The organism is Roseibium sp. (assembly GCF_965216085.1).
GTDB lineage: Bacteria > Pseudomonadota > Alphaproteobacteria > Rhizobiales > Stappiaceae > Roseibium.
Genome location: NZ_OZ244138.1, coordinates 4,460,250 through 4,484,007, shown reverse-complemented (window position 1 = coordinate 4,484,007; position 23,758 = coordinate 4,460,250). Strand labels below are relative to the sequence as shown.

The window sequence follows — 23,758 nt, the reverse complement described above, 5'->3', positions numbered from 1 at the left end:
CACAGTGTCGTTGTGGCCCCAGCTGTCCGTGGTTTAGATGAAAGGGGCTTGTTCTTTGGTGGAGGTTACTTTCAGTGCCGTGAAATTACGTGCTATACTTGTCAAAAGCGTCGTTCTGAATCTGAATTGGAAGAAAAACAGTGTTACAGGATAAACGCAGTGAATTGGATGCTGAAAAACGCAGGAAGCTGATCACGCGGCTTCTGGACGATTTGAGCAAGGAAAATCCTGATCTTTATTATCAGCCGACCAGTGAAGTCGCGGTGCAAATCATGGCGCATCTTGAAAGCGATCCCAATTTGCATGTCGAGGAAAAGGCCCTTCTAGCCCCGCTCTCCCAACACGATATCGAAGTGCTCTTGAGCATGCATTGAAGGGCGGCAGCCACGGGCAAACCTCCGCCGCCATCACCGGACATGATCGAGGTGCTTGCCCTGGACATCGATCCGGGAGCCTGCCCCGGACACCGATCCGGGGATATATGCCGTTTCATGTCCTTCCGAGCGGCTGTGCTTTCGGCACACTTTACATCGTAAGGTCAAGTTGTCGGTCAGAATGCATGATGACTGGATTAGCCCAATGCCTCGAACGGTACTCCCAGATGGGGGCGGAGACCGGTCAATCGTCACTGTTGGCGCAAAGAGCCGCTGAGCGGACGAAGTTACCCTTCGCTTTCACGAGTCAAACATCCGGCTTGTAGTAACTTAAGAACATCGCTACGCAATCCTCCATCACACCATCTGTGGCAGGGTTATCGCCAAGCAGAAACTCTGGCCAGAAGAAAAAGGTCTTCACCAGACCCAGCAACTGGTTCGTTGCATAGGCCGGGTCGGCCTTTCGCAAGACACCCGCTTCCATAGCCTCTGCAATCAGATTGGTAATGGGATAGTCATGGGTAGCAAACTCGACAAAAAAGGCCCGCGAGCGATCCAGATCGCGAAGTAATTCCGCGATTACCATGCGATTGAGTCCAATTGCCTCCGGTTCGGTGATCACGCCCACATAACGTTCAAGCGCTGTCACGAGCTGTCGGTCCAATGGTAGATCGAGATCATACCCAACCGGCAGCATGGCTGAATTGCGCTCGATCATGATTTTGGAGATTTCCTGGAAGAGCGCCTCCTTGTTTTCGAAATGCTTGTAGAGCGTGCGGCTGGAAACATCGGCACGTTTGGCAATTCGCATGATGTTAGCACCGAGAAAACCCTGTTCGCGGAATTCTTCAACGGCCGCTTCGATAATATTTTTTCTTTTGATTTCAGTTAGTTTCACAGAATTAGCCCCTAAACGATCGAAAAAAAGTAAAAACATCACTTTACTTTTTGTAGGTCATGCATAAATGTAAAATGCAGATTTTACATTGCAAGCCAAAACGCTTCTCGATCGGAAAGAACCGAAAAATGACGAACCAAACTCTCACTGCAGGCAAGAACGCAGTCACTTTCAAATCCTTTGGCGTGGATCTGGCGGGCGATCTCTACCTTCCGGAAGGGTTCGACCCGAGCCAAAAATACAAGACAATCGTGGGCGCCAGCCCGTTCCCTCAAGTCAAGGATCAGATCCCGGCAACCTATGGACCTGAAATGGCTGCGCGTGGCTTCATCTACCTGGGCTTTGATTACCTCGGCATGGGCGACTCCCCGGCGCTGCCAGGCGAGTTCAAGCAGTCTCGCTACATGTTCCGGCTGATTGAAAACACCTGGGATGCCGTTTCATACCTCGGCACACTTCCATTCGTGGACGAGATATATGGCCTGGGCGTGTGCCAGGGCGGCTCAATTATCGCATCGGCTGCGGTGACCGACCATCGGATCAAGAAGATTGCGATGGTTTCAGGAATGATGGCGGCTGATGCGTTCCAATGGACCGACCGCAACGTGGCCAATCAATTGATTACAGCTTCGAATGCCTCAATGCAGAAGATGTATGAAACTGGAGAGCCGGATTACGTCGCTCCCTTTGGCCTGAACGACGAGATGTCCCGGCAGGATTTCATTGACCTCAGTGTCAACCCAATGGCTGGCGAATCCTATGACTATTACGGTCGTGATGGCGCCAAGGGGCCGCTTGCGGTTCCCAATTATACCAATATGCATATCGGCGATCAGGCCATGCAGTCACTGATCTCCATCGGCGAAGCCTATGCCGACAAGATTGTGCAACCCTCGCTGACCATCTACAGCAAGTCAGCATTTACAGCGCCCTGCTCGACCCAGTTTGTCGAAAAACTGACGAATGACCATGAAGAACTCGCCTTTGACGAGTTCAGCCACGTGGACTTCTACTACAAGCCGGAGGCCGTAAAAGCCTCAACGGACGCGGTCGCCGAGTTCTTCAATAAATGAGCAAATGAGGTAGAGGTCATTTCTTGACCTTTACCATTTTCCTGCAAAGTCCGGACATTGGTGAGGTGTACAGCATTGTTCAAGTTGGGCCCGATCCGGACATTTGCCGCAATCGGCACGGATGTTGATTTAGGGCCTAAAGAAGATCAGAACCGGTCGTTCAATTCCCTGGGTTTTGTCCTTGGCCCGCCCTCATGGCACCTGGCGTGCCAACAGGTGAGGCGAGGCCTCACCTTTTGGCGCAAATAGCCGCTGAGCCGACGACTTGTGACTCTGCAGTGGCCGCTCTAATGGCTGCCGTTGCAGCTCAAAGAGTGAAGCTGCCCGTCGCTCCAAACGGCCAAATTCCTGCGCGCAGCGAAACGGCGAGGCAATCTAATCTTGGGCCGCGCCGAACGCCATAAGCAATGATTAGTCTGCACCGCCAAAATAAACGAAACTCATCTTGTTGCCATCAAGGTCGCGGACATAGGCTCCGTAAAAATCAGGCCCATATTGTGGACGCGGACCTGGCTCGCCCTCATCGGTGCCACCCGCAGAAAGTGCCGCTGCATGAGCTGCCTGCACTTCGGCCTCATTCTCGCAGAGCAACCCGACCATGTTTCCATTTCCTGGCGTTGCCGCTTCCTTATTAAACGGCGGTGTTACCCAAATCCGCCCGCCGCCACGCAGACCATAGCAAAACCCATTCGGCATGAATTCCATAACCACCGTTCCACCAATGAGCGGTAGGACGGCATCAAAATAGGTCCTCGCCTTCGTTACATCATTAGAACCGATCATTACATAATTTAAGGACATTGCACGCCTCGCCTAAATAGGGAACATATAAGAAACATATAAAGAACATTACATGTTGTTGGCCATTGTGCAACCCTTGATATTCCCGGTCTGTTTATAAGCCTACGCCTAATCAGCTCATCTTTGGATGAAGTGGGCGTGACCCGAGAATCCATAGGGCTTGCACGTAACTTCAACGGCCGTGCGATGGGTATGGCGACGGCCGGGATGCCTCGATCAAGCCAAGTCATGACGGAGGTGAGGACAGGGCGTGCTGCAGTCCACCCGATCGAGGTCAGTCAGAAATCCATTGGTATTGAACGTCGACATCATCTCTGCCGACAGCCTCAAATCCGTTCGAGAGATAAAAGGCGTTTGCTGCACTGCCGGCCAACGCAATCAGGCGGATTGGAAAGCGAGACCTTTGGGCTCTGGTTTTGAGTTCACTCAGGACCTGCCGGCCGATCCCCCGCCCCTGGACCTCTTGGCGGATGTAAAAATGATCCAGGTAAAGGTGATCCGGGTTCTCTCGGACAACAAAAAATCCCGCAAGTTCGCCGTGAAACAGGATCTTTTGAGTGTCGGATGGCGAATAGTTTGACAGGAAACGCGTTCTGGCCCGGATAGGATCAAACCTGCCGATTGCTTCCAAGCTTGGCCTCATCGCTCTGAGACGAAGGTCTGCAAGCTGATCGCCATCAGACAGTACAGCCGGGGCAAGGGTGATACTGATTGGGGCTAGCGGCATTGGGAAGTGAGATATCGGGAGGGGCCAGAGTAAATCGGATTTGTCATCAGTTAGACAGTTTTTCTTTCCTGCGTCCACACTGACAGGGGATTGCGGATGGTGTTTCGAAACCTGTGACCATTTTTGGACGCCTTCGCTTGGCCGCGTGGATCCTGCGATGTCGTTTGATGATACCAAAACAGCCGGAGATCATCTGGTGCCGATGATCCGGTCCCGCTCTTCTCGTCTTAAATAAAGCTAGGAGCAGTTTGGCAAATGCCTTGCCTATGGTTTGGTGCCACAGCTCTTTAAAAAAGGCATTCTGAACGGAGTGTGTTCAATCTTCCTCCTAGTGAGATTGGTAGAATTAACAATAGTATTTCGCGCATGAATGATAATGTATTGTGAGAATTTGCATATTTAAACTTTTATATTATTGATTAGCGAGGTTGAATTACATTTGCGCCAATATCGACATTAAGTTTCTCGATCGCCTGTTCCGAGTTTTAGGGCGGGCGAAGTCTGAGGGGGGCAAATGCGACGGACTTTCCAGTTTTCCAGATTTCGTTGGCTCGCCGCGGCCGGACTTTGGTCAGCCTTGTTGTTGTCTTCGCCGAATACCGGGAATGCGGAACCGTCTGAAACACTGATCTCCGGAGGAACCGGGTCTGGCCTGGAGATTATCCGGCTGCTGGCTGAGGCCTATAGCCAACAGGTCCCTAGTGAGAAGATAAAGGTTGTGCCCAGCCTGGGGTCCGGTGGTGGAATTAAGGCGGTCCTTAAAGGCAAACTCAGTTTTTCTGTCAGCGCACGGGCTCTAAAGGACAAAGAAATCGCCGCCGGAGCAATCTCATATGAGATTGCCAAAACCCCTATGGTGTTTCTGACACACGCAGAAAACCCGGTTGACGCGATAAATCTTGAGCTTTTGACAAAGGTGTATTCCGGTCAATCGGCAACGTGGCCCGATGGAATGCCGGTTCGTGTCGTGATGCGGCCACTCAAGGAATCCGACACCAAATTCTTAAGGGGCTTGTCCGCTGAAATCGATCAGGGGATCGTTGATATGGTCAGCCAGGATAAGGCGTTTGTGGCAACAAACGACCAGCAGAACGCCGAAGCCCTTGAAAATGTGTCCGGGTCACTTGGATTTGCTTCGTACGGTCAGGTCCTGTCTGAAAAACGCAATTTGAAGCACCTAACATTTCAGGGCCGGAACGACGTTTTGGCCGACCTGAAAGCAGGCGACTATCCTTACGTTAAAACACTGCGTCTCGTCTTGATGGGGCAGGCTGATCCGGCAGTAACTGCTTTTTGCGACTTCGTACGCTCTGCCAAGGGAGCCGAAGTGTTGGAGAAAAATGGTTTTCTTGCTGTTCTTTCTGAGGCCAACCAATAGGCGCGGAGTGCTTCCTGCATGCAAAAGGAATGGTCGGTTTTCATATCTCTAGCGAGGTGGGTTTCGATCGCCTTCACACTCATTGTGGCGGTCCTTCCGCCTGCGGGTGTGTTTTATGCAGGGTATACGCGTCTGGAAGCCGAGCTGCTCGGTGAGTTGGAACTCAAAGGCAGTTTCGTCCGGGAAATCATCAATCTGGATCCGGAATACTGGACGTTTAACGACATCCGAATTTCCGAAATTCTCTCCAGAACCAAAAAGCGAGATCAATTCCATTGCTTAAGTGTGACAGAAACGTCGGGCAGCGTGGTGGCGCAATATCCCGAAACCGAACCGGTGTTTGTCTGGCCTGTGCTGATGGTGGAGAAATCCCTCGATGACTACGCACATGAAGTTGGCAAGCTGTCGATTACGCACTCTTTGAAATTCGTCTATTTGAAGGCGATCCTGACGGCTGCGTTGTCGTCGGTATTGGCACTCATACTGTTCTGGTTCTTGAAAGTCCTGCCGCTCCGATTGATGAAAGAATCGCTGAACGAGATCGCGTATCTGGCAACTCATGACAGCCTCACAGGGCTTGCCAACCGGACCCAATTTGATGACCGGCTGACATCGACATTGGAGAAAAGCCGAGCAAGGAAGTCGCCTGTTGCGGTGTTCACGCTCGACCTTGACCGGTTCAAAGACGTGAACGACACCCTGGGCCATGCAGCTGGAGATCACCTGCTCATCGAAGTTGCGAACCGGTTGAAGGCCAACATTCCAAAATCGGATCTTCCGGCGCGCATTGGCGGAGATGAGTTTGTGGTTCTTGTGCAAAGGCCGGTGGACGAAACTGCGCTCATCGAACGGGCCAAACATCTTATTGAGGAAATTTCCAAACCTTATCTCGTGTCCGGTCAGGTTGCGAGCATCGGCGCGAGCATCGGCATATCTGTCGCGCGCGAGCCGGAGGAGTTCGATCCGATCCGGATTATGCGGGGGGCCGATTTGGCCCTTTACCGCGCCAAGAACGAGGGCCGCGGCATCTGCCGGATGTTCCGCGAGGAAATGGAATTTCAACAAAAACAAACCCGCTCGGTGGAATGCGCTTTGCGCAGCGCACTGACCGACGACAGGTTCCAGCTTTATTACCAGCCGCAATTTGATGCCAAATCCAGGCGGCTGGTCGGTGCCGAAGCGTTGCTGCGCTTTGATGACACCTTCCTCACGAACATCGGCACACAGCAGTGTATTTCGATTGCGGAAAGTACGGATCTGATCATTCCAGTCAGCAAATGGGTGCTGGAGACCGCCTGCCGTCATGCCACGCTGCTAGACCAATTGCAGATCGCGGTGAATGTGTCCCCAAATCTGTTCCGCTGGCAGGGGCTCACAGACTTTGTCCAGGAAAGATTGACTGCCTACAAGTTGGACGGCAGCCGTCTGGAATTTGAGATTACAGAAAAAGTCTTGATCGACGATGTCGACACGGCCGTCCAGACTTTGTGTGACCTGCAAAGACTGGGCGTTGGCATTGCCATGGATGATTTCGGAACCGGCTACTCCAGCCTGGGCTACTTGCGGCAATTCCCTTTTGACAAGATCAAGATAGACCGAGCCTTTATCAAAGATATCGGCGCTTCGCGGGAAGCCGATGCAATCGTGAAGGCGATCATTGCAATGAGCGATGCGTTGGGTATGAAAATTGTCGCTGAAGGTGTGGAAACGGAACAGCAACTGCAGCTCATCCAGAGGGAAGGCAATGTTGATGTTCAAGGATATTATTTTGGCCGGCCCATGTTGTTCGGGCAAATCCTTCAAGTAATGGCAAACGACCAAACATCAGACGAGGTCGAAAAATGGGCGGCTAGCGCGGTGTCCTAGTTCGGTTGCCCCTGTGTGTTGAAAAGTGAGCCAAAAGCAAATGCGGTCCGCAATTGCTTACAGGCAGTGCTGTCATCCCGGCAAGGCGCAGCCGCCTCAACCGATATCCGGGCCTTGACCTTCTGCCGCCCTCATGGCACCTGTCGCGCCAACAGGTGAGGCAGGGCCTCACTGCATTTGAAATGATCCCGGTTCCCAGGAACAAAATCCATGTCGAGCGACGTTCCGGCGCATATGCGCCCTGAAAACTCCTTCCAAGGTCTGATCCTGACGCTGCAGCGCTATTGGGCCGACCAGGGCTGCGTGGTTCTGCAGCCCTATGACATGGAAGTCGGCGCGGGTACGTTCCACCCGGCAACGACATTGCGTTCCCTTGGGCCGCGCCCATGGAAAGCTGCTTACGTTCAGCCATCCCGCCGTCCGACCGATGGCCGCTATGGTGAAAACCCGAACCGTCTGCAACACTATTACCAGTTCCAGGTGCTGTTGAAGCCGTCTCCGTCGAACCTGCAGGAACTGTACCTGAATTCGCTTTATGCGATCGGCCTGGATCCGAAGGTGCACGACATCCGTTTTGTGGAAGACGACTGGGAAAGCCCGACCCTCGGCGCTTGGGGGCTTGGCTGGGAGTGCTGGTGCGATGGCATGGAAGTGTCCCAGTTCACCTACTTTCAGCAGGTGGCCGGTTTTGAATGTTCGCCAGTCTCCGGTGAGCTGACCTATGGCTTGGAGCGCCTCGCGATGTACATTCAGGGCGTCGATAACGTCTATGACCTGAACTACAACGGCCAGGAAGGCGCTGAGAAAATCACCTATGGCGATGTTTTCCTGCAGGCCGAACAGGAATACTCCCGCTACAATTTCGAGCACGCCAACACAGAGACCCTGTTCCAGCATTTTAAGGACGCGGAAGAAGAGTGCCGCGCCATTTTGGACGCGGGTGCCAAAGCGCGTGATGACAACGGCTATGCTGTCCACCAGGTGGTTCTGCCGGCCTATGATCAGTGCATCAAGGCCAGCCACGCCTTCAACTTGCTAGATGCCCGCGGTGTGATCTCTGTGACCGAGCGTCAGAGCTACATTCTGCGTGTGCGCGAACTGGCCAAAGCCTGCGGGGCAGCCTTCCTGGAAACGGAAGCTGGCGGTGTCGGCTATCACAATCAAGCAGCTGAATGAGCCAGCAACAGAGTAGCTCTCTGGGATCAGTAACAATCCTGGTTTAGTCACCCCGGACGAGCGTAAGCGAAGAGCCGGGGCCTACTCTCGGCGCTGCTGACCGAAGTCCTTGAATTGAAATAACGGCCCCTCTGCAAACGAGTAGATCCCGGGTCTGCACCTCGCTTCGCCCGGGAGGACGGCCGGTCGAACGACGGCTCTGAAAAAAGAAATTTCAAAGACTTAACCCCGGCAAACGTGTTTTCGAACGCCCAAAATGTGGTCTGGAACACAGTTTGCCGGTTTTGCCGCCGTTTGCGGGCTCTTACCGATGACAATTGGCAGAAGTCCGGATAGCCTCCGTTTCATTGGTTTCGGAGGGTTTCATGGCCACGTGGTTTATTCTTGCCGTTCTGATCGCGCTCTCGGTTTTCGCGATCCTGCTTTACAACGCGCTGGTGAAAAAGCGGCAGATGGTCGAGGAAGGCTGGAGCGGCATTGATGTGCAGCTCAAGCGCCGCTCCAACCTCATTCCAAACCTTGTTGAAACCGTGAAAGCCTATGCGTCTCATGAAAAGGACGCGCTGGAAACCGTCACTCGGCTGCGCACGGATGCAGCCTCCGTTTCTGGAAGCGACATTGTTGGCCGGGCGCGGGTGGAAGGCGAACTGAGCCAGGCGCTGGGCCGGCTGTTTGCGGTTGCTGAAAGCTATCCAGACCTGAAAGCCAGCCAGAACTTCTCCGACCTGCACAATTCCCTCGATGAAATCGAAAATGCCATTCAGATGGCCCGGCGCTATTACAACGGTGCGGTGCGCGGGTTGAATGTCGCGGTTGAAAGCTTCCCGTCCAATCTGATTGCGGGTCAATTCGGTTTCACCAAAGCAGAGTATTTCGAGATCGAGGATGCGGCCGAACGCGCCGTTCCTGAGGTTAAGTTTTAAGTTTAGGCCGGAGAACAGATCATGAGATTGAACCAGATCCTGATCGCGGCTCTGGCCGCTATCCTGTGGGTGGTCACCGTCAGCGGCGCGGTGTCGGACGAGCGCATCTTGAAGTTCGTTTCCGACATCGATGTTCAGCAAGATGGATCGCTGATCGTGACGGAAACCATCACGATGCGGGCCGAGGGCCAGGAGATCAAACGCGGCATTTTCCGGGACATCCCGCTGCGCGCCAAAAGCGCAGGCGGCTGGGAGCATGACGTTCCCTTTGAACTGCTTGACGTCTTGAGGGACGGTCAGCGGGAGAACAAGTTTACCCGCCAGAATGGGCGCGGTGTGCGCATCTATATTGGCCGCGAGGATGTTTTCTTACCCTCTGGCATATACACCTACACGATCACCTATCGTATGGGCCGGCAGGTCCGGTTCTTCGATGGGTATGACGAGGTTTATTGGAATGTCACCGGCAACGAGTGGATTTTTCCGATTGATGAGGCGGTCGCCCGGGTCACATTGCCGATTGGCGCCAGAGCAACCCAAAGCGCAGCCTATACCGGTCTGTTTGGTGACAGTGGCAGCGACCATAACATTCAAACCAGCGAGGACGGGCGAGAGGTCACTGTCACGATAACCAGGCCGCTGTTCGCCGGGGAAGGTCTGACCGTCGCGACCGGATTCACTAAAGGGTATGTGGCCGAACCCAGTTCTGCGGAAAAATGGCAGCAGTGGTTTCAAGACCAGCGGATCTTTGTTGTTGGAAGCGCTGGTGTTCTGGTCCTTGCCCTCTATTATTTGATCACCTGGTTTCTCGTTGGCCGGGATCCAAAGAAAGGCGTCATTTTTCCACGCTTCAAAGCCCCCGATGGGATTTCACCAGCTCTTGCCAATTACATCCTTTATCGTGGCCTGTCTGGCATGGGGTGGATTGCCCTTTCGGCCGCGTGTCTCAGTCTGGCCAATAAGGGGCGCTTGACCCTCGATAAGGACGGAAAAAAGCTTGTTCTGGCGGCAAATGACGTATCCGGCGCGGACGAAACGCTGCCGAAGGGCGAAGCTGTGCTTGATCAGTATTTGCGCGGTCGCGGCAGCTCTTTGAAACTCAGCAAAAGCAACGGAGAAACGATCCGGATGCTGGGTGAGAATTTCCGTGCGGCCATTAATGACGAATACAAAGGCGTCTATTTCCGGGCGAACGGTTTCTACATCTTGATTGGTTTTGTCTTGAGCGTATTGGCCGGCATAGCTTTGTTCTATTTCGGTGAGTTGAGCGATCAGCAATATCTGCTGTCATTTCTGTTTGGCTTTTTTGCCATCTTCTCAACCGCAATTTCCTGCGGTTTGGCATATGTAGTCTATGTAATGGTCAAAGACGATCATGATGGTTTGTTAGGGAAGGTCGTCTTTTGGATCGCGTTTGCGCTGATCGGCGGCGCAGGTCTTTATGGCTCCGCTTGGCTCATGGCCCTGATTGAAGATACGCCAGTCTTCATTCCGATGCTGCCGTTGTTCCTGGGCGCGCTTCTGGTCATGTTCATTTTCTATGCGATGTACATCGACATCCCGACGGTCCATGGCCGGGAAGTCATGGATGAAATCGAAGGTTTGAAGCTTTATCTGTCTGTCGCGGAAAAGGAACGGCTGAACATGTCCGGCGTGCCGGAAATGAGCGTCGTTCATTTTGAAAAACTGCTTCCCTATGCGGTCTCCCTGGGTGTTGAGAAGCCTTGGGCGGAAAGCTTTGAGAATTGGCTTACGACCGCCACCCGCGCGGAGAGGGAGTATCATCCGCACTGGTATCGCGGCCGGGATTTCGACAGCCGCGACATCAGCCGCAGCGTTCGCTCGACCGCCAGCGCCATGGCAGGCTCGTTCCAGTCTTCGCTCCCCGTTTCCGACAGCTCCAGCTCCGGTTCCTCCGGTGGAGGTTCCTCTGGCGGCGGCGGCGGCGGCGGTGGCGGTGGCGGCTGGTGACGCGCTGCCCACACTTGGAGTGAGAAAAAGAGAGACACCAGACGACCGTGTGGAGGGCAGTAATCTGTATTTGGGTGTCACAGTAGGAGCGCGCAGGGATGAGCTCGTCCCCCTCTCTCTTGTCATCCCAGCGAAGGCTGGGATCCAGTACTCCCTGACTGGTTGATGCCTCTAGAGGCGGAAAACACGAGCTTCTTCCAGAGGTTGCTGGGCCCCAACCTGCGCTGGGGCGACAACAAGAGAGCGTGGTGACTGCGGCGGCGTTTCACCAGAGGTCCTCTGTAAGACCGTCAACTGGTTCAAATCGGGTTGTTCTGTTGTTACTCGCGAGTTTGGTCCCGCCCGCTGCGCTTGCTGGCAATCCTAAGTATTCTTCGCTAGGGTCTCTCTTGGGCAAACAGGGGACTCTTCAAACATGAATGGCGACGTGCTTACGCTGGATGAATTTGTCAGCTTTAATATGGCAATTCTCGTTTATTTTCTGGGCGTTCGCCTCAACAAGAAAATCGCGTTCCTGCGCCACTACAACATCCCGGAGCCGGTGTCCGGCGGCCTGATGGTCGCCACGCTGGCACTCATCGCCTACGGCGTTTTCGACAAGGAAATCAGCTTCTCCCTCGGCGCCCGGGATTATCTTCTCTACTGTTTCTTCACGGCCATCGGCCTCAATGCGCGTTTTTCTGATCTGGCCAAAGGCGGCAAGCCCTTGGCGATCCTGCTGGTGCTCACCGTTGGTTACATGATCTTTCAGAACCTCATTGGCACGGGCATTGCCGTCGCCATGGGGTTGCCCGTTGGATTTGGGCTTCTGGGCGGCACGATTTCCCTGGTCGGCGGACACGGCACGGCGATCGCCTGGGGCCCGCGGCTGGTTGAGCAATACAATGTTATCGGCGCTGTTGAGATCGGCGCGGCCACCGCAACCCTTGGTCTGATCGCCGCCAGTTTGCTGGGCGGTCCGATCGGCAACTATCTGATCCAGGTGAAAGGCGCCAAGCCGGATCCGGACCGGCCGGATGAAGGTCCGGTGATCGGGATCGAAACGGCAGAAGAAGACGACACCAACGTGACACACACAGGATTGATGCGCTCGCTTCTGGTCTTGAATATCGCCATCGCCTTGGGAGTGGCTCTGCAAGAAGCTCTTGTTTACGGCTTTGAATTGGACCTGCCGGTCTTTGTGTGTTGCCTGTTCTGCGGCATTATCTTGTCCAACACTGTTCCGGTGATTTTCAAGAAGATGACCTGGCCCGCCCGCTCCCGGTCCTTGGCGGTTTTGTCTGATCTGGCGCTTGGTATTTTCCTGACCATGTCCTTGATGAGCCTGCAGCTTTGGACAATTGCCGGTCTCGCCGGGCCGATGATGCTGATCCTGGCAGCTCAGATTGTCGGTGCCGGGCTGTTCATTATCTTTGTGCTCTTCCCCGTGATGGGACGCGACTATAATGCTGCCGTTCTGGGCGCTGGTTTTGCAGGCTTTTCGCTGGGCGCCACGCCAACGGCAATCGCCAACATGACGGCGGTGACCAAGCAATACGGTCCGGCCATGCAGGCCTTCCTGATCTTGCCGCTGGTCTCGGCCTTCTTCGTCGATTTGGCCAACGCGGTGATCATCACTTTCTTCTTGGGCGGCTAAAAGGCCGTCTCAGCTGTTGTTTCTTTGCGCATGGCTGCGAATGACTTTTGAGCTCGGTATCGCCAACTCCACTGTCATCCCGGCCGCAGCGCTAGCGGAGAGCCGGGATCCACTCGTTTGCAGAGCCTTCGGAAAAGGGTTTAAAATCTCCGGCAAGCGGACATGAGAGTAGATCCCGGCTCTCCTTACAGTCGTCCGGGATGACAGTGAGGAGGTGCGGCGGCCCCTGGTGCCAACCCGAGCTTTTTTTAAAACACCTTGAGCCTTCTCCTTTGAGGTTGGCCAGTCTTGTCAGCGCAGCACTCCCTCTCCCGTTGGGAGAGGGCTGGGGTGAGGGGACAAAAGTCAAAAATCCTTTGGAAGATCTGATCCCTCACCCGGCGCACGCGCTGGCCTCTCCCAATGGAAGAGGTTACTTGACGCTCTTTGGCAAGCCGTTCGGCTCATATGTGATAGTCCTGCGGTATCAGGGGGTGACAAGTCGCGGCTGACTTGCTAACCGACGCACAACTGATTTCTGGTGGCTCTTCGCCGCCTTGACCGAAGGCTTTTGACCCTATGCCCGATCTTCTGCTTGAGCTGTTCAGCGAAGAAATTCCGGCCCGCATGCAGCGCAAAGCGGCCGAGGACCTGAAAACGCTTGTGACCAATGCCCTGGTGGATGCCGGTTTGCCCTATGAAGGCGCCAAAGCCTTTGCAACGCCGCGCCGTCTGGCTTTGCATGTCGCCGGTGTGCCTGCTGGCTCTGCCGCGACCCGAGAAGAGCGGAAAGGTCCGCGCGTTGGCGCGCCGGAAAAGGCAGTCGAAGGGTTTTTACGTGGGGCAGGGCTCTCCTCCATCGACGATGCCACGATCCAGACCGACCCGAAAAAGGGTGACTTCTATGTTGCCGTGATCGAAAAGCCGGGCCGGTCCGCCATCGATATCATTGGTGAGTTCATGCCGGGTATCCTGCGCAACTTCCCGTGGCCGAAATCCATGCGCTGGGGCACAACGTCGACCCGCTGGGTGCGGCCGCTGCATTCGATCATCGCAACCTTCGGACCGGAAACCGAAGAGCCCGACGTTGTGCCGTTCGAGTTTGACGGCATTCAATCCGGTAAAACCACACGCGGCCACCGCTTCCTGGCTGACACAGCCTTCGAGGTCCGCCGCTTCGACGACTACGCGACCGGGCTTGAAAAGCATAAAGTGGTGCTCGACGCGGATCGGCGCAAGGAGATCATCCTGGCCGACGCAAAAGACCGGGCGCTGGCGCTCGGCCTGGAGCTGGTCGAAGATCCGGGCCTTCTGGAAGAAGTCGCCGGGCTTGTCGAATGGCCGGTGGTGCTGACGGGCTCTTTTGACGAAGCGTTTCTGGAAATTCCGGATGAGTGCATTCAGCTGACCATCAAGGTCAACCAGAAGTGCTTCGTGCTGAAGGACCCGAATACCGGAAAACTTGCCAACAAGTTCGTCCTGATCTCCAACATCGTGGCTCCGGACGATGGCAAGCTGATCATCGCAGGCAATGAGAAGGTGATCCGCGCGCGCCTTTCGGACGCGCAGTTCTTCTGGCAGAGCGATCTGAAGACCAAACTCACCGACAATTTGCCGAAGCTGTCGGATGTGAAATTCCACGAAAAGCTCGGCAGCGTTGGCGAACGGGTACAGCGTCTGATCGCGCTCTCCGCCGAATTGGCGCCGCTGGTTGGGGCAGACGCAGAAAAAGCCAAACGCGGGGCAGAACTTGCCAAGGCCGATCTTGTTTCCGCGATGGTCTTCGAATTCCCGGAACTCCAGGGCTTGATGGGCCGGTATTATGCAACGGCACAGGGCGAAGATGCGTCCGTCGCAATAGCGGTCGAAGAGCACTACAAGCCGCAGGGGCCATCAGACAGCGTGCCGGCCGATCCGGTCGCGGTTTCTGTTGCCCTGGCGGAAAAGCTCGATCTGCTCGCCGGGTTCTGGGCGATTGACGAAAAACCGACCGGCTCCAAGGATCCTTATGCGCTGCGCCGTGCCGCGCTTGGTGTGATCCGGATCGTTCTGGAGAACAATCTGCGCCTGAAACTGGGTGAGCTGATCCTGTCGGCACTGAACGCTCAGTCAGCAAAGACAGACAATGCTGAGGCTCTTGTTGCCGATCTCTTGTCGTTCCTTGCGGACCGCCTGAAGGTCCATCTGAAGGACGAAGGCGCGCGCCACGATTTGATCGACGCGGTCTTTGCATTGGACGACCAGGACGATCTTCTGATGGTGGTCAAGCGGGTCGAAGCCCTCGGCGCCTTTGTTTCCTCAGACGATGGCACCAACCTGCTCGCCGGCTACAAGCGCGCTGTCAACATCCTGAAAGCAGAAGAGAAGAAGGACGGCAAACCGGTTTCCGGCAAGCCGCATGCGGATCATCTGCAAGAGCAAGCCGAGATCGATCTGGCTTCCGCCATCGATACAGCCCGGGCGGACGCCGCCGACGCGATTAGGGAAGAAAACTTTGAAGGCGCGATGGAAGCACTTTCCAAACTGCGCGCACCGGTCGACACGTTCTTTGGGGACATTCTGGTCAACGCCGACGACCCGGTGCTGCGCATGAACCGCCTGCAGCTCCTCTCCGAAATCCGCGACGCGACCCATGTGGTCGCCGATTTCTCAAAAGTGGCCGGTTAAGCCTTCTCATCGGGCCACAATAGATGGCCCATACAAATTCGTTGCCCAAAGGAAACTGACGTGACTGCAACACCGACCCGCTACGCCTTTATCAAGGCCAACTGGCATTCCGAAATTGTCGACCGCGCGCTGGACGGGTTTTGTGAAACCGTCCCGGCTGATCAGGTCGATGTCTTTACAGTGCCGGGCGCCTTCGAAATGCCGCTTCTGGCCCGTGACCTTGCCAACAGCGGCAAATATGCTGCCGTCGTGGCGGCTGCATTGGTGGTCGACGGCGGCATCTACCGGCACGATTTCGTGGCTCAAGCCGTTGTCAGTGGTCTGATGCAGGCTGGCATGGACAGCAATGTTCCGGTGCTGTCGGTGTCCCTGACGCCGCACCATTTCCAGCCGACCGAGCACCACATCGGGATCTATAAGGACCACTTCGTTGAAAAAGGTCGAGAAGCAGCCGAAGCGGCGCTGATGATCGGCAAAACCCGGGCGAGCCTAGAGGGCTGAGGCGCAGGGCAGTCCGAAAACGTTCAGCGGTCATCCCCGCCACTGTGCGGGGATCCAATGCCATCCCCACTTGTCGCGACCTCTGAATTTATTTGAGAGGCTCTGCAACCGAGTGGATCCCCGCTCGCAGCCGGGCTGCGTCGGGGATGAGCTGGGTGAACGATTGGATTGGTGGCTCAAGCAAAGGTCATAACCAGCTCATGCAGGTTATGACCTTTTGTGTTTCCAGAAACACTGTGGCAAATCTATTCTGCAGCCGCCTCGGCCAGTCTTGGAACCGGCTTTTCCTGGATCGGCCAATGGAGGAATGCGGCGACAACGCCAAGCGTGATGATCGGGCATGGATCAGCTTTCGCAAACGGAAAACCCAACTCTTTTCAAAAAATGGCTTGAATTACGTCACAACCGCCAGTTCAACTGCCGCTTTTAAGGCGGTTGAAAGAACAAACATATGCGGATCGCAATAGGGCTATTGATAGTTGCAGGCCTTCTTTATTCATGCTTCGGCCCAACAAGATCTCATTCGGTGACAATACCGTTGAAGGGAACTGAATACGAGATCACCTACAGCATGTCCTGGGGGCGGAGTATGCATCAAAAGTTTAAAGTCCTACCAGCTGAAGCATGGTCCATAGGGATGCTAACAACTGTTGGGTACGAACTCTATGATAAACCTTACAATTCTGGTGTGTCGATATACCGAACAGCAGATAGCAAAGAATTCTACTTCGGACTTGGATACGGAGCATACAAGTTCAACGAAGCAGACGGGACTATGGAAGGTGGTTGTTATAAAATTGACCTTCCAGCACACAACGAGTTTGGTGAAAAGCTCATAAAACTCAGCGGCTTTAAGGAACGAGAGGCATTTGACCCAAGTGGGCGGGGTCTTTGGAACTATATTGAACCGTCTCAACTTGGTGAAAACATCACATCGATGCCTGCGTCTAAGTATTACAAGAACCTAATATATCTGGGCAGATTTGGGTTGGTACGTTCTGTCAAGCCGAGGCGGGGCAATCGGGTTGGATTTGTCCCTGCTAGCAAAGGCGCAGAACCCCGGTTTGGTCTGGATCACTGGTGCGGATAGTTGCTCAACTGCGGAAGTTGGCGGGCCGAAGCCCGCCCTTTCTTATTCCGCTGCCTCAGCGAGCCGGGGAACCGGTTTTTCCTGGATAGGCCAGTGGATAATCGCGGCGGCGATGCCGAGGGCGATGCCCATCCACCAGATGGCGTCATAAGAGCCGGTTTCATCGTAGAGCTTGCCACCGAGCCAGACGCCGAGGAACGAGCCGACCTGGTGGGACAAGAAAACGAAACCGAAGAGGGTCGCCATGTAGCGCGGGCCGAACATGACTGCGACCAGACCGGAGGTCGGCGGGACGGTTGACAGCCACAAGAGGCCCATCAGCCCGGAGAAAACCAGCACCGTAAGTGGTGTCACCGGCAGCATGATGAAACCGAAAATAACGACCGCACGCGCCAAATAAATCAGCGACAGGAAAATCGGCTTGGAGTAGCGCCCGCCGATGTAACCGGAGGCCAAAGAGCCGATGATGTTGCACAGGCCGATCAATGCGATGGCCGTCGCGCCCCAGGCTGGATCAAGTCCAAGATCGGCGATGTAAGGCGGCAGATGCACCGTGATGAAGGCCACATGGAAGCCGCAGACAAAAAAACCGATGGTGAGCAAAATGAATCCGCGGGTGCCAAAGGCTTCCGCCATGGCAGCCGTCAAACTCTGATCAGCGGCAGGCTGTGCGGCAGAAGCGGTCTGGTCAGCTTTGCCCTTCAAGGCGATCGCCAACAACGGAATCACCGCGGCCAGACCAGCAAAGACGATCAGGGTTTGCTGCCAGCCGATCCCGGCGATCAATGCGCCGCCGAGCGGGGCAAACAGGAACTGGCCGAGGGATCCGGACGCCGTGCCGATGCCGAAGGCGAGCGAGCGCTGTTCCGGAGAAACCGTACGGCCGAATGAGGCCAACACCAGCGAAAATGATGAAAAGGCGATGCCCAATCCGATCAGAAGACCAGCCGAAACATGAAGCGCAACAGCGCTTTCCGCGTCGACCATCATCAGCAGCCCGGCCACATAAAGGGCTGTGCCCAATGCCATCGTCTTCCAGGTTCCGAAGCGGTCGGCCATCATGCCGGCGATTGGCTGGCCAATGCCCCAGACGAGGTTCTGGATCGCAATGGCGAGAGCGAAAATCTCCCGGCTCCAGTCGCGGGCTTCCGTCATCGGCTGGAAGAACAGGCCCATCGCAGAGCGCGGCCCGAAGGAAATCAGCGCAATCAGGCAGCCGCAGGCAATTACCAAAGGAATGTTGGGGCCGGTGCGGGCCTGAGAAGATGCTGACGACATCAAAACCTCGTATCGTGAATTTACGATAGAATAGTCCGCCAGCTTCGATCAGCCAAACGTGTTATTTTGATCAATACATCAATCTTAGGAATGGATCATGATGCCGACTGTTTTCGAACGTAGTCCTCGCCAGAAAACGTGAGCGTGAACGAGTGGTGTGAGACGTTTCCATCAGTCTTTAGCCAGCTTGATTTTCTGCTGAATTCGGCGAGAGAACTCAGTCGTTTGTGGGGTGAAGTGTCGCATTTTGGCAGAAAGTGATGGATTTCGACGGCAAAACTCCCTATATAAACTCCGAACGAGCAAAAGAGATGGGCGTAAGCCCGTTTTCTTTTGACCTTAATATGCTCAAGTTGAGTATAAGTGAGTGCCGGCAGGAAAACCCGGCGTTTGCAAAGATTTAGAGGGAGGTCGCCATGACCATCGCCCAAACATCTGCCCCGGTTGGCGCACCGATCCAGACTGGCCTGTCGGCCCTTGAGCGGTATGGCAAGTTGCCCCGGCCAGATCTCAGCTACACGCCTGAGGTCGCCAAGGCGACCGCGCCGATCTACGAGAAGGTCAAGCACATCATCCCGGCGATCGAGTGGCCGGCGCTGGCGCCGACGATCCACGCGATCAACCAGCTGAAGAAAGAGCGCAACGCGGTCATTCTGGCGCACAATTATATGACGCCGGATATCTATCACGGCGTTTCCGACATTGTCGGCGACAGCCTGCAGTTGGCCATCGAGGCGACCCGGACGGACGCTGAGGTGATCATTCAGTGCGGCGTGCACTTCATGGCGGAAACCTCCAAGATCCTCAGCCCGGAAAAGACCGTGTTGATCCCGGACATGAAAGCTGGCTGTTCGCTGGCAGAATCCATCACCGGTGCGGATGTGCGCGGACTGCGCGAACGCAACCCGGGTATTCCGATTATCACTTATGTAAACACGTCCGCGGACGTGAAGGCGGAGTGCGACATCTGCTGCACCTCTTCCAATGCGCTGCAGGTGGTGGAAAGCTTCGGCACCGACAAGGTGTTCCTGATCCCGGACAAATACCTGGCGGCCAACGTTGGCAACAAGACCGATGTGGAAGTCTTGATCTGGGATGGCGCCTGTGAAGTCCACGAGCGTTTCACCGCTCAAGAGCTACGCGACTACCGTAAGATCGAGCCAGACGTAAAAATCATTGCCCACCCGGAATGCCCGCCGGAAGTTGTGGCGGAAGCCGACTTTGCCGGGTCTACTGCGCATATGATCGATTGGGTGAAAACCAAGCAGCCGGAAAAAGTGATGATGATCACCGAGTGTTCCATGGCGGATAATGTCGCCAGCGAAACACCGGAGGTGAACTTCATCCGGCCGTGCAACCTGTGCCCGCACATGAAGCGCATCACGCTCGACAAGATCCTCGACAGCCTTCTGGAGATGAAAGAAGAGGTTGTTGTTGATCCGGTCATCGCCGACAAAGCGCGCGTTGCTGTCGAGCGCATGATCAACTTGAAAATCTGACCGTCCGGGTATAGGTCAGCCACAAATGAAACGACATCTTCCGGGCTTCGGCCCGGAAGCTATTTCTGGGCCTGACCCAGACACATCCAGGATGTTTCCATGGCCATCTCGATCGATGATTTTGTACCTGCCTATCCCGGTAAGGATGTTGATGACGTCGTTATTCTGGGTGGTGGCCTGGCGGGGCTTTTCTGTGCACTGAAACTAAGCCCGAGACCGGTCACGATCATCTCCAATGCGCCGATCGGGCAGGGGGCGTCGTCCGCTTGGGCGCAAGGCGGCATTGCTGCGGCAATTTCCGAACAGGATTCGGTCGAAAAACACCGCGATGACACCTTGGCCGCTGGCTGCGGCATTTGCGAAGAAAAGATTGTCGATCAGATGACCCGCGAAAGCGGCGAACGGGTGCGGGATCTGTTGTCTTACGGGGTTCCATTCGACCAGGATCTGGAAGGCCGGTTACAGCTGTCTCGTGAAGCAGCCCACTCTCATAGCAGGGTGGTCCGTGTGCGCGGCGACATGGCCGGCAAGGCGATCATGGATGCGTTGATCACGGCCGTGCGCAACACGCCGTCGATCAGGGTTCTCGAAGGCTACATCGGCGAGAGCTTTATCGGTGAAGGTCGTTATGTGACGGGTGTTTTGGCCCGCCGCCGGGGGGGGCTGGAGCGGATGGCGTTTCCGGCAAAGGCCGTTGTTCTGGCCTCTGGGGGCATCGGTCATCTCTACGGCATGACCACCAATCCGCCCGAAGCAAATGGCCACGGATTGGCGATGGCCGCACGGGCCGGTGCCGTGATTGCGGATGCCGAATTTGTGCAGTTTCACCCGACCGCGCTTGACGTTGGCTCGGATCCAGCGCCGCTGGCCACAGAAGCCCTGCGCGGTGAAGGCGCGATCCTGGTCAACAAGGCCGGAGAGCGGTTCATGGACGGCCAGCATGCCGATTTGGAGCTGGCACCGCGCGATGTTGTTGCAAGGGCCATTCACAACGAACTTGCCGAAGGCCGAGGCGCGTACCTGGATTGCCGGGAGACCATCGGCACGCGCTTCCAAGATGATTTCCCGACCGTGTTTGCCGCGGCTCAAAGCGCCGGCCTGGATCCAGTCAAAGATCTGCTGCCGGTTGCGCCTGCCGAGCATTATCACATGGGCGGTGTTTTGACGGATGCCAACGGGCGGACATCGCTCGACAATCTTTGGGCGGCCGGCGAAGTCGCCAGCACCGGTGCCCATGGCGCCAATCGGCTGGCCTCCAATTCCCTTCTTGAGGCGGTTGTGTTTGCGGCCCGTATTGCCGAAGACATTCAGGGCCTTATGCCAACGCCGCGCAGCGCCTTCTGGGATGAGATGGACGCAGCACCAGGCCTTCCAAGCCAGCGAAACATTGAAGAACGTGAGGCGATCACGGTTCTGCGCAAGACGTTGTCTGAAAACGTTGGTGTCCTGCGGAACCGGGAGGGGCTCGCCAAAGCGCTGGCCGACATCCAGAAGGCTGAGCAGGTTTGCATCCGCCAATCCATCCAAAACATGATGGTGACCGGCAAAATCATCGCCGCCGCGGCCTTGAAACGCGAAGAAAGCCGGGGCGGTCATTTCCGCACAGATTATCCGGATGAAAACACGACGATGGCGAAACGGTCCTACACGACTTTGAAAGAAGTCAACGCACTTGTGGCCGACACCCTCGAAACGGCCGCTTGATCAGGAGCGTTTGAATGCCAAACAATTTGCCCGTCCTGCCACGTCTGATGGTGGATGACGCCGTCAAAGCTGCGCTCTTGGAAGATTGGGGCCGGGCCGGGGACATCACCAGCCAGGCAACCATTCCGGCAACGGCAACCGCCAATGCGGTCATCGCCGCACGCAAACCCGGTGTACTGGCGGGCATAGCTCTTGCTGAAAGCGCATTCCGTCAAACGGATGGAGACCTCTCGGTTGATGTCGTCAAACAGGACGGTGACAGATTGGAGCCCGGCGACGTTGTTGCCCGGATCGAAGGTCCCGCCAGGGCTCTTTTGTCAGCAGAACGTGTCGCGCTGAATTTCCTGGGCCATTTGTCCGGAATTGCCAGCGCAACAGCGCTATTTGCCGATCAGATCGCCCACACCAAGGCGTCGATTGTTTGCACTCGTAAGACGACACCAGGCCTGCGGGCGTTTGAAAAATACGCGGTCAAATGCGGCGGCGGCTCCAATCACCGTTTTGGCCTGGATGATGCGATCCTGATCAAGGACAACCATATCGCGGTAGCGGGCGGTGTTGTTGAAGCTGTGGAAGCTGCAAAAGCCTATGCTGGGCACCTGGTCAAGATCGAGGTCGAGGTCGACACGCTCGATCAGCTTAAGCAGGCATTGGGCGCCGGACCGGATGTTGTGATGCTGGACAATATGGCGCCGGACATGTTGCGCGACGCCGTCGCGATTGCCGGTGGCAAGGCACTGTTGGAGGCCTCTGGCGGGATCGAGTTGGATACGGTGAAAGCCGTGGCCGAGGCCGGGGTGGACCTGATTTCATCAGGCTGGATCACCCATTCGGCCCCGGTTCTCGATCTTGGTCTTGATATCGAAATCAGCTAACGGCGAGTAGAACGCCGCCCGCCGCTGTTGCCGCGCCCAAGGCACGAATAATTGTGCGGGCTGCCGAAGCTTGGCGGCCGGCCGAAACATGCGCGCCGTAACCAATCAGAATGCCGGCTGCGTGCAAAATAGCTGTGGCAAGGACAAAACCGGCCGCATAGCCAAACAGCCCCGCACTGCCCATTTCACCGCCATGGGCATGACCATGGCAGGTTCCAAACACGGCGATCAGAACGACACTGAGCCAGGTGGGCAAGCGCAGCGCAAGCGCCACGACAAGGCCGAGAACCACGACCGAGGCAAGAATGGTCGGCTCGACATAGGGCAAGGGCAGGCCCGCCATGGACACGGCAAAGCCAATCAACATTGCACCGACAAATGTGCTCGGCAATAGCCAGACACTGCGTCCGCCAAGCAGGGCCGCCCACAGGCCGACAGCAATCATTGCAAGAACATGGTCCAAGCCAAAAATCGGATGCGTGAAACCGGCGGCAAAGGAGCCGTGAGCCGCAGGGTCAAGATGCGCAAAAGCGGGCGAGGCAGTAAGCGCGGCGAACGCCGCGGCAAGGGAAATCCGTTTGGTCATGTGTGATCCTTTGTTTGGTCTTTCAGGTGCCCCGGAGTGGGTCGCACCTTACATGCGGGCATTGAGAGCCCATGGGGTTATGACTGATTCCAAGGTCTTTGGAAATTCAAATGAAATCGGGTTACCAAGGCATAAGCGCGCTACTTTTCAGATTGAACGGAGCGCTCGCCATGATTAGGGTTCTGGCAGTTAGGAATTGGAAATCAGGTCATGAGTGAGACCCAGAACAGCACTGACACCGATAAAACCATGGATGTGGTCACCCGTCTAACACGGGCGGCACAGATCCCCCTGTTGATCGGTTTGGCGATTGGTATGGTGCTGTTTCTGATCACCTTCTTTGTCGACATTTATGAAGCGATTGCGACGTATGAATTCATGGATCGGAAGAAGACCATTCTTTTGATCCTCAACATGCTGGATATGGTGTTTATCGCGAACCTCGTGATCATGGTGGCGACAAACACCTACAATACCTTCCGGATCAAGGCGTCGGCCCACGGTGAGGACTATGTGCAACGGGGACAGAAGGCCTACCGCCGCATGAAGCACCGGATCGTGTCGACGATCATCATCATTTCGTCGATCCATGTACTGGGGGAGCTATTGGAGTTCTCAAAAACGACCCCGCTTCAGGTTGCCGCTCTGTTTGGCTTCCACCTGGTCTTGCTGGCGACTTACATCGTTACGAATGTGCTCGAAACGAACGAAAGATAGTTTGAGGCCAATTCGTCAGAAAAAAGCATTCGGGGGCCA

General features: G+C 55.5%; 20 protein-coding genes. 15 read left to right on the top strand and 5 right to left on the bottom strand.

Annotation, left to right across the window (positions count from 1 at the left end):
- Positions 1-140: 140 nt before the first annotated feature.
- The gene (locus ACOOFE_RS21060; RefSeq protein ID WP_141188170.1) at positions 141-374 is read left to right on the top strand and encodes a hypothetical protein; all 234 of its coding nucleotides are present in this window, start codon (positions 141-143) and stop codon (positions 372-374) included.
- A gap of 307 nt (positions 375-681) precedes the next feature.
- On the opposite strand, the gene ACOOFE_RS21055 is transcribed toward ACOOFE_RS21060, so the two are convergent.
- Positions 682-1,272: a TetR/AcrR family transcriptional regulator gene (locus ACOOFE_RS21055; protein ID WP_420411884.1), complete on the bottom strand. Its 591-nt coding sequence runs from the start codon at positions 1,270-1,272 to the stop codon at positions 682-684.
- Positions 1,273-1,400: 128 nt separating this feature from the next.
- Here ACOOFE_RS21055 and ACOOFE_RS21050 point away from each other — a divergent pair, with 128 nt between their 5' ends.
- A complete protein-coding gene (locus ACOOFE_RS21050) occupies positions 1,401-2,345 on the top strand; it encodes an alpha/beta hydrolase (RefSeq protein ID WP_420411883.1) in 945 nt (314 codons plus the stop codon).
- A 411-nt stretch (positions 2,346-2,756) separates the two neighbouring features.
- Here ACOOFE_RS21050 and ACOOFE_RS21045 read toward each other — a convergent pair whose 3' ends face one another.
- Both ACOOFE_RS21045 and ACOOFE_RS21040 read right to left on the bottom strand, forming a co-directional pair.
- Positions 2,757-3,146 (bottom strand): VOC family protein, encoded by a 390-nt coding sequence (locus ACOOFE_RS21045; RefSeq protein WP_420411882.1) that lies wholly within the window; start codon positions 3,144-3,146, stop codon positions 2,757-2,759.
- A gap of 274 nt (positions 3,147-3,420) precedes the next feature.
- On the bottom strand, positions 3,421-3,873 hold the full coding sequence (locus ACOOFE_RS21040; protein WP_420411881.1) for a GNAT family N-acetyltransferase: 453 nt from the start codon (positions 3,871-3,873) through the stop codon (positions 3,421-3,423).
- A 514-nt stretch (positions 3,874-4,387) separates the two neighbouring features.
- On the opposite strand from ACOOFE_RS21040, the gene ACOOFE_RS21035 reads away from it, so the two are divergent.
- The 9 genes from ACOOFE_RS21035 (at position 4,388) to ACOOFE_RS20995 (ending at position 17,060) form a co-directional block, all read left to right on the top strand.
- Positions 4,388-5,251, top strand: coding sequence for a PstS family phosphate ABC transporter substrate-binding protein (locus ACOOFE_RS21035; protein WP_420411880.1), 864 nt, complete (start codon positions 4,388-4,390; stop codon positions 5,249-5,251).
- 18 nt (positions 5,252-5,269) lie between these two features.
- Positions 5,270-7,117 (top strand): putative bifunctional diguanylate cyclase/phosphodiesterase, encoded by a 1,848-nt coding sequence (locus tag ACOOFE_RS21030; protein ID WP_420411879.1) that lies wholly within the window; start codon positions 5,270-5,272, stop codon positions 7,115-7,117.
- 210 nt (positions 7,118-7,327) lie between these two features.
- The gene (locus tag ACOOFE_RS21025) at positions 7,328-8,293 is read left to right on the top strand and encodes a glycine--tRNA ligase subunit alpha (protein WP_420411878.1); all 966 of its coding nucleotides are present in this window, start codon (positions 7,328-7,330) and stop codon (positions 8,291-8,293) included.
- Between the two features lie 365 nt (positions 8,294-8,658).
- Positions 8,659-9,216 (top strand): LemA family protein, encoded by a 558-nt coding sequence (locus ACOOFE_RS21020; RefSeq protein ID WP_420411877.1) that lies wholly within the window; start codon positions 8,659-8,661, stop codon positions 9,214-9,216.
- A 21-nt stretch (positions 9,217-9,237) separates the two neighbouring features.
- Positions 9,238-11,187 (top strand): DUF2207 domain-containing protein, encoded by a 1,950-nt coding sequence (locus ACOOFE_RS21015; RefSeq protein ID WP_420411876.1) that lies wholly within the window; start codon positions 9,238-9,240, stop codon positions 11,185-11,187.
- A 415-nt stretch (positions 11,188-11,602) separates the two neighbouring features.
- Positions 11,603-12,823: a sodium/glutamate symporter gene (gene gltS / locus ACOOFE_RS21010; RefSeq protein WP_420411875.1), complete on the top strand. Its 1,221-nt coding sequence runs from the start codon at positions 11,603-11,605 to the stop codon at positions 12,821-12,823.
- 558 nt (positions 12,824-13,381) lie between these two features.
- Positions 13,382-15,469: a glycine--tRNA ligase subunit beta gene (glyS, locus tag ACOOFE_RS21005; RefSeq protein WP_420411874.1), complete on the top strand. Its 2,088-nt coding sequence runs from the start codon at positions 13,382-13,384 to the stop codon at positions 15,467-15,469.
- 60 nt (positions 15,470-15,529) lie between these two features.
- Positions 15,530-15,970 carry a 6,7-dimethyl-8-ribityllumazine synthase gene (locus ACOOFE_RS21000; RefSeq protein WP_420411873.1) on the top strand — a complete coding sequence of 147 codons (441 nt, stop codon included), beginning with the start codon at positions 15,530-15,532 and terminating at the stop codon, positions 15,968-15,970.
- A gap of 451 nt (positions 15,971-16,421) precedes the next feature.
- A complete protein-coding gene (locus tag ACOOFE_RS20995; protein WP_420411872.1) occupies positions 16,422-17,060 on the top strand; it encodes a hypothetical protein in 639 nt (212 codons plus the stop codon).
- Positions 17,061-17,102: 42 nt separating this feature from the next.
- Here the strand turns inward: ACOOFE_RS20995 and ACOOFE_RS20990 are convergent, their stop codons facing one another.
- On the bottom strand, positions 17,103-18,338 hold the full coding sequence (locus tag ACOOFE_RS20990) for an MFS transporter (RefSeq protein ID WP_420411871.1): 1,236 nt from the start codon (positions 18,336-18,338) through the stop codon (positions 17,103-17,105).
- 416 nt (positions 18,339-18,754) lie between these two features.
- Between ACOOFE_RS20990 and nadA the strand changes: the two genes are divergently transcribed.
- The 3 genes from nadA to nadC all read left to right on the top strand — a co-directional run bounded on the left by nadA (position 18,755) and on the right by nadC (position 22,416).
- Positions 18,755-19,837, top strand: a complete 1,083-nt coding sequence (gene nadA / locus ACOOFE_RS20985; protein WP_420411870.1) for a quinolinate synthase NadA — start codon at positions 18,755-18,757, stop codon at positions 19,835-19,837.
- Positions 19,838-19,936: 99 nt separating this feature from the next.
- Positions 19,937-21,541, top strand: a complete 1,605-nt coding sequence (locus ACOOFE_RS20980; protein ID WP_420411869.1) for an L-aspartate oxidase — start codon at positions 19,937-19,939, stop codon at positions 21,539-21,541.
- Positions 21,542-21,555: 14 nt separating this feature from the next.
- Positions 21,556-22,416, top strand: a complete 861-nt coding sequence (nadC, locus tag ACOOFE_RS20975) for a carboxylating nicotinate-nucleotide diphosphorylase (RefSeq protein ID WP_420411868.1) — start codon at positions 21,556-21,558, stop codon at positions 22,414-22,416.
- Here nadC and ACOOFE_RS20970 read toward each other — a convergent pair.
- Entirely contained in the window at positions 22,409-23,002 is a 594-nt protein-coding gene (locus ACOOFE_RS20970) for a HupE/UreJ family protein (RefSeq protein WP_420411867.1), read from the bottom strand. The genes nadC and ACOOFE_RS20970 overlap by 8 nt on opposite strands.
- Positions 23,003-23,212: 210 nt before the next feature.
- Here ACOOFE_RS20970 and ACOOFE_RS20965 point away from each other — a divergent pair, with 210 nt between their 5' ends.
- Positions 23,213-23,719, top strand: coding sequence for a YqhA family protein (locus ACOOFE_RS20965; RefSeq protein WP_420411866.1), 507 nt, complete (start codon positions 23,213-23,215; stop codon positions 23,717-23,719).
- The last annotated feature ends 39 nt before the right edge of the window (positions 23,720-23,758 follow it).

Coding starts and splice junctions, on each gene's coding strand:
- ACOOFE_RS21035 (WP_420411880.1), top strand. CDS start 4,388: ATGCGACGGACTTTCCAGTTTTCCAGATTTCGTTGGCTCGCCGCGGCC.
- ACOOFE_RS20990 (WP_420411871.1), bottom strand. CDS start 18,338: ATGTCGTCAGCATCTTCTCAGGCCCGCACCGGCCCCAACATTCCTTTG.
- ACOOFE_RS20980 (WP_420411869.1), top strand. CDS start 19,937: ATGGCCATCTCGATCGATGATTTTGTACCTGCCTATCCCGGTAAGGAT.
- glyS (WP_420411874.1), top strand. CDS start 13,382: ATGCCCGATCTTCTGCTTGAGCTGTTCAGCGAAGAAATTCCGGCCCGC.
- ACOOFE_RS21030 (WP_420411879.1), top strand. CDS start 5,270: ATGCAAAAGGAATGGTCGGTTTTCATATCTCTAGCGAGGTGGGTTTCG.
- ACOOFE_RS21045 (WP_420411882.1), bottom strand. CDS start 3,146: ATGTCCTTAAATTATGTAATGATCGGTTCTAATGATGTAACGAAGGCG.
- nadA (WP_420411870.1), top strand. CDS start 18,755: ATGACCATCGCCCAAACATCTGCCCCGGTTGGCGCACCGATCCAGACT.
- ACOOFE_RS20965 (WP_420411866.1), top strand. CDS start 23,213: ATGAGTGAGACCCAGAACAGCACTGACACCGATAAAACCATGGATGTG.
- ACOOFE_RS21025 (WP_420411878.1), top strand. CDS start 7,328: ATGTCGAGCGACGTTCCGGCGCATATGCGCCCTGAAAACTCCTTCCAA.
- gltS (WP_420411875.1), top strand. CDS start 11,603: ATGAATGGCGACGTGCTTACGCTGGATGAATTTGTCAGCTTTAATATG.
- ACOOFE_RS21020 (WP_420411877.1), top strand. CDS start 8,659: ATGGCCACGTGGTTTATTCTTGCCGTTCTGATCGCGCTCTCGGTTTTC.
- ACOOFE_RS20995 (WP_420411872.1), top strand. CDS start 16,422: ATGCGGATCGCAATAGGGCTATTGATAGTTGCAGGCCTTCTTTATTCA.
- ACOOFE_RS21040 (WP_420411881.1), bottom strand. CDS start 3,873: ATGCCGCTAGCCCCAATCAGTATCACCCTTGCCCCGGCTGTACTGTCT.
- ACOOFE_RS20970 (WP_420411867.1), bottom strand. CDS start 23,002: ATGACCAAACGGATTTCCCTTGCCGCGGCGTTCGCCGCGCTTACTGCC.
- ACOOFE_RS21015 (WP_420411876.1), top strand. CDS start 9,238: ATGAGATTGAACCAGATCCTGATCGCGGCTCTGGCCGCTATCCTGTGG.
- nadC (WP_420411868.1), top strand. CDS start 21,556: ATGCCAAACAATTTGCCCGTCCTGCCACGTCTGATGGTGGATGACGCC.
- ACOOFE_RS21050 (WP_420411883.1), top strand. CDS start 1,401: ATGACGAACCAAACTCTCACTGCAGGCAAGAACGCAGTCACTTTCAAA.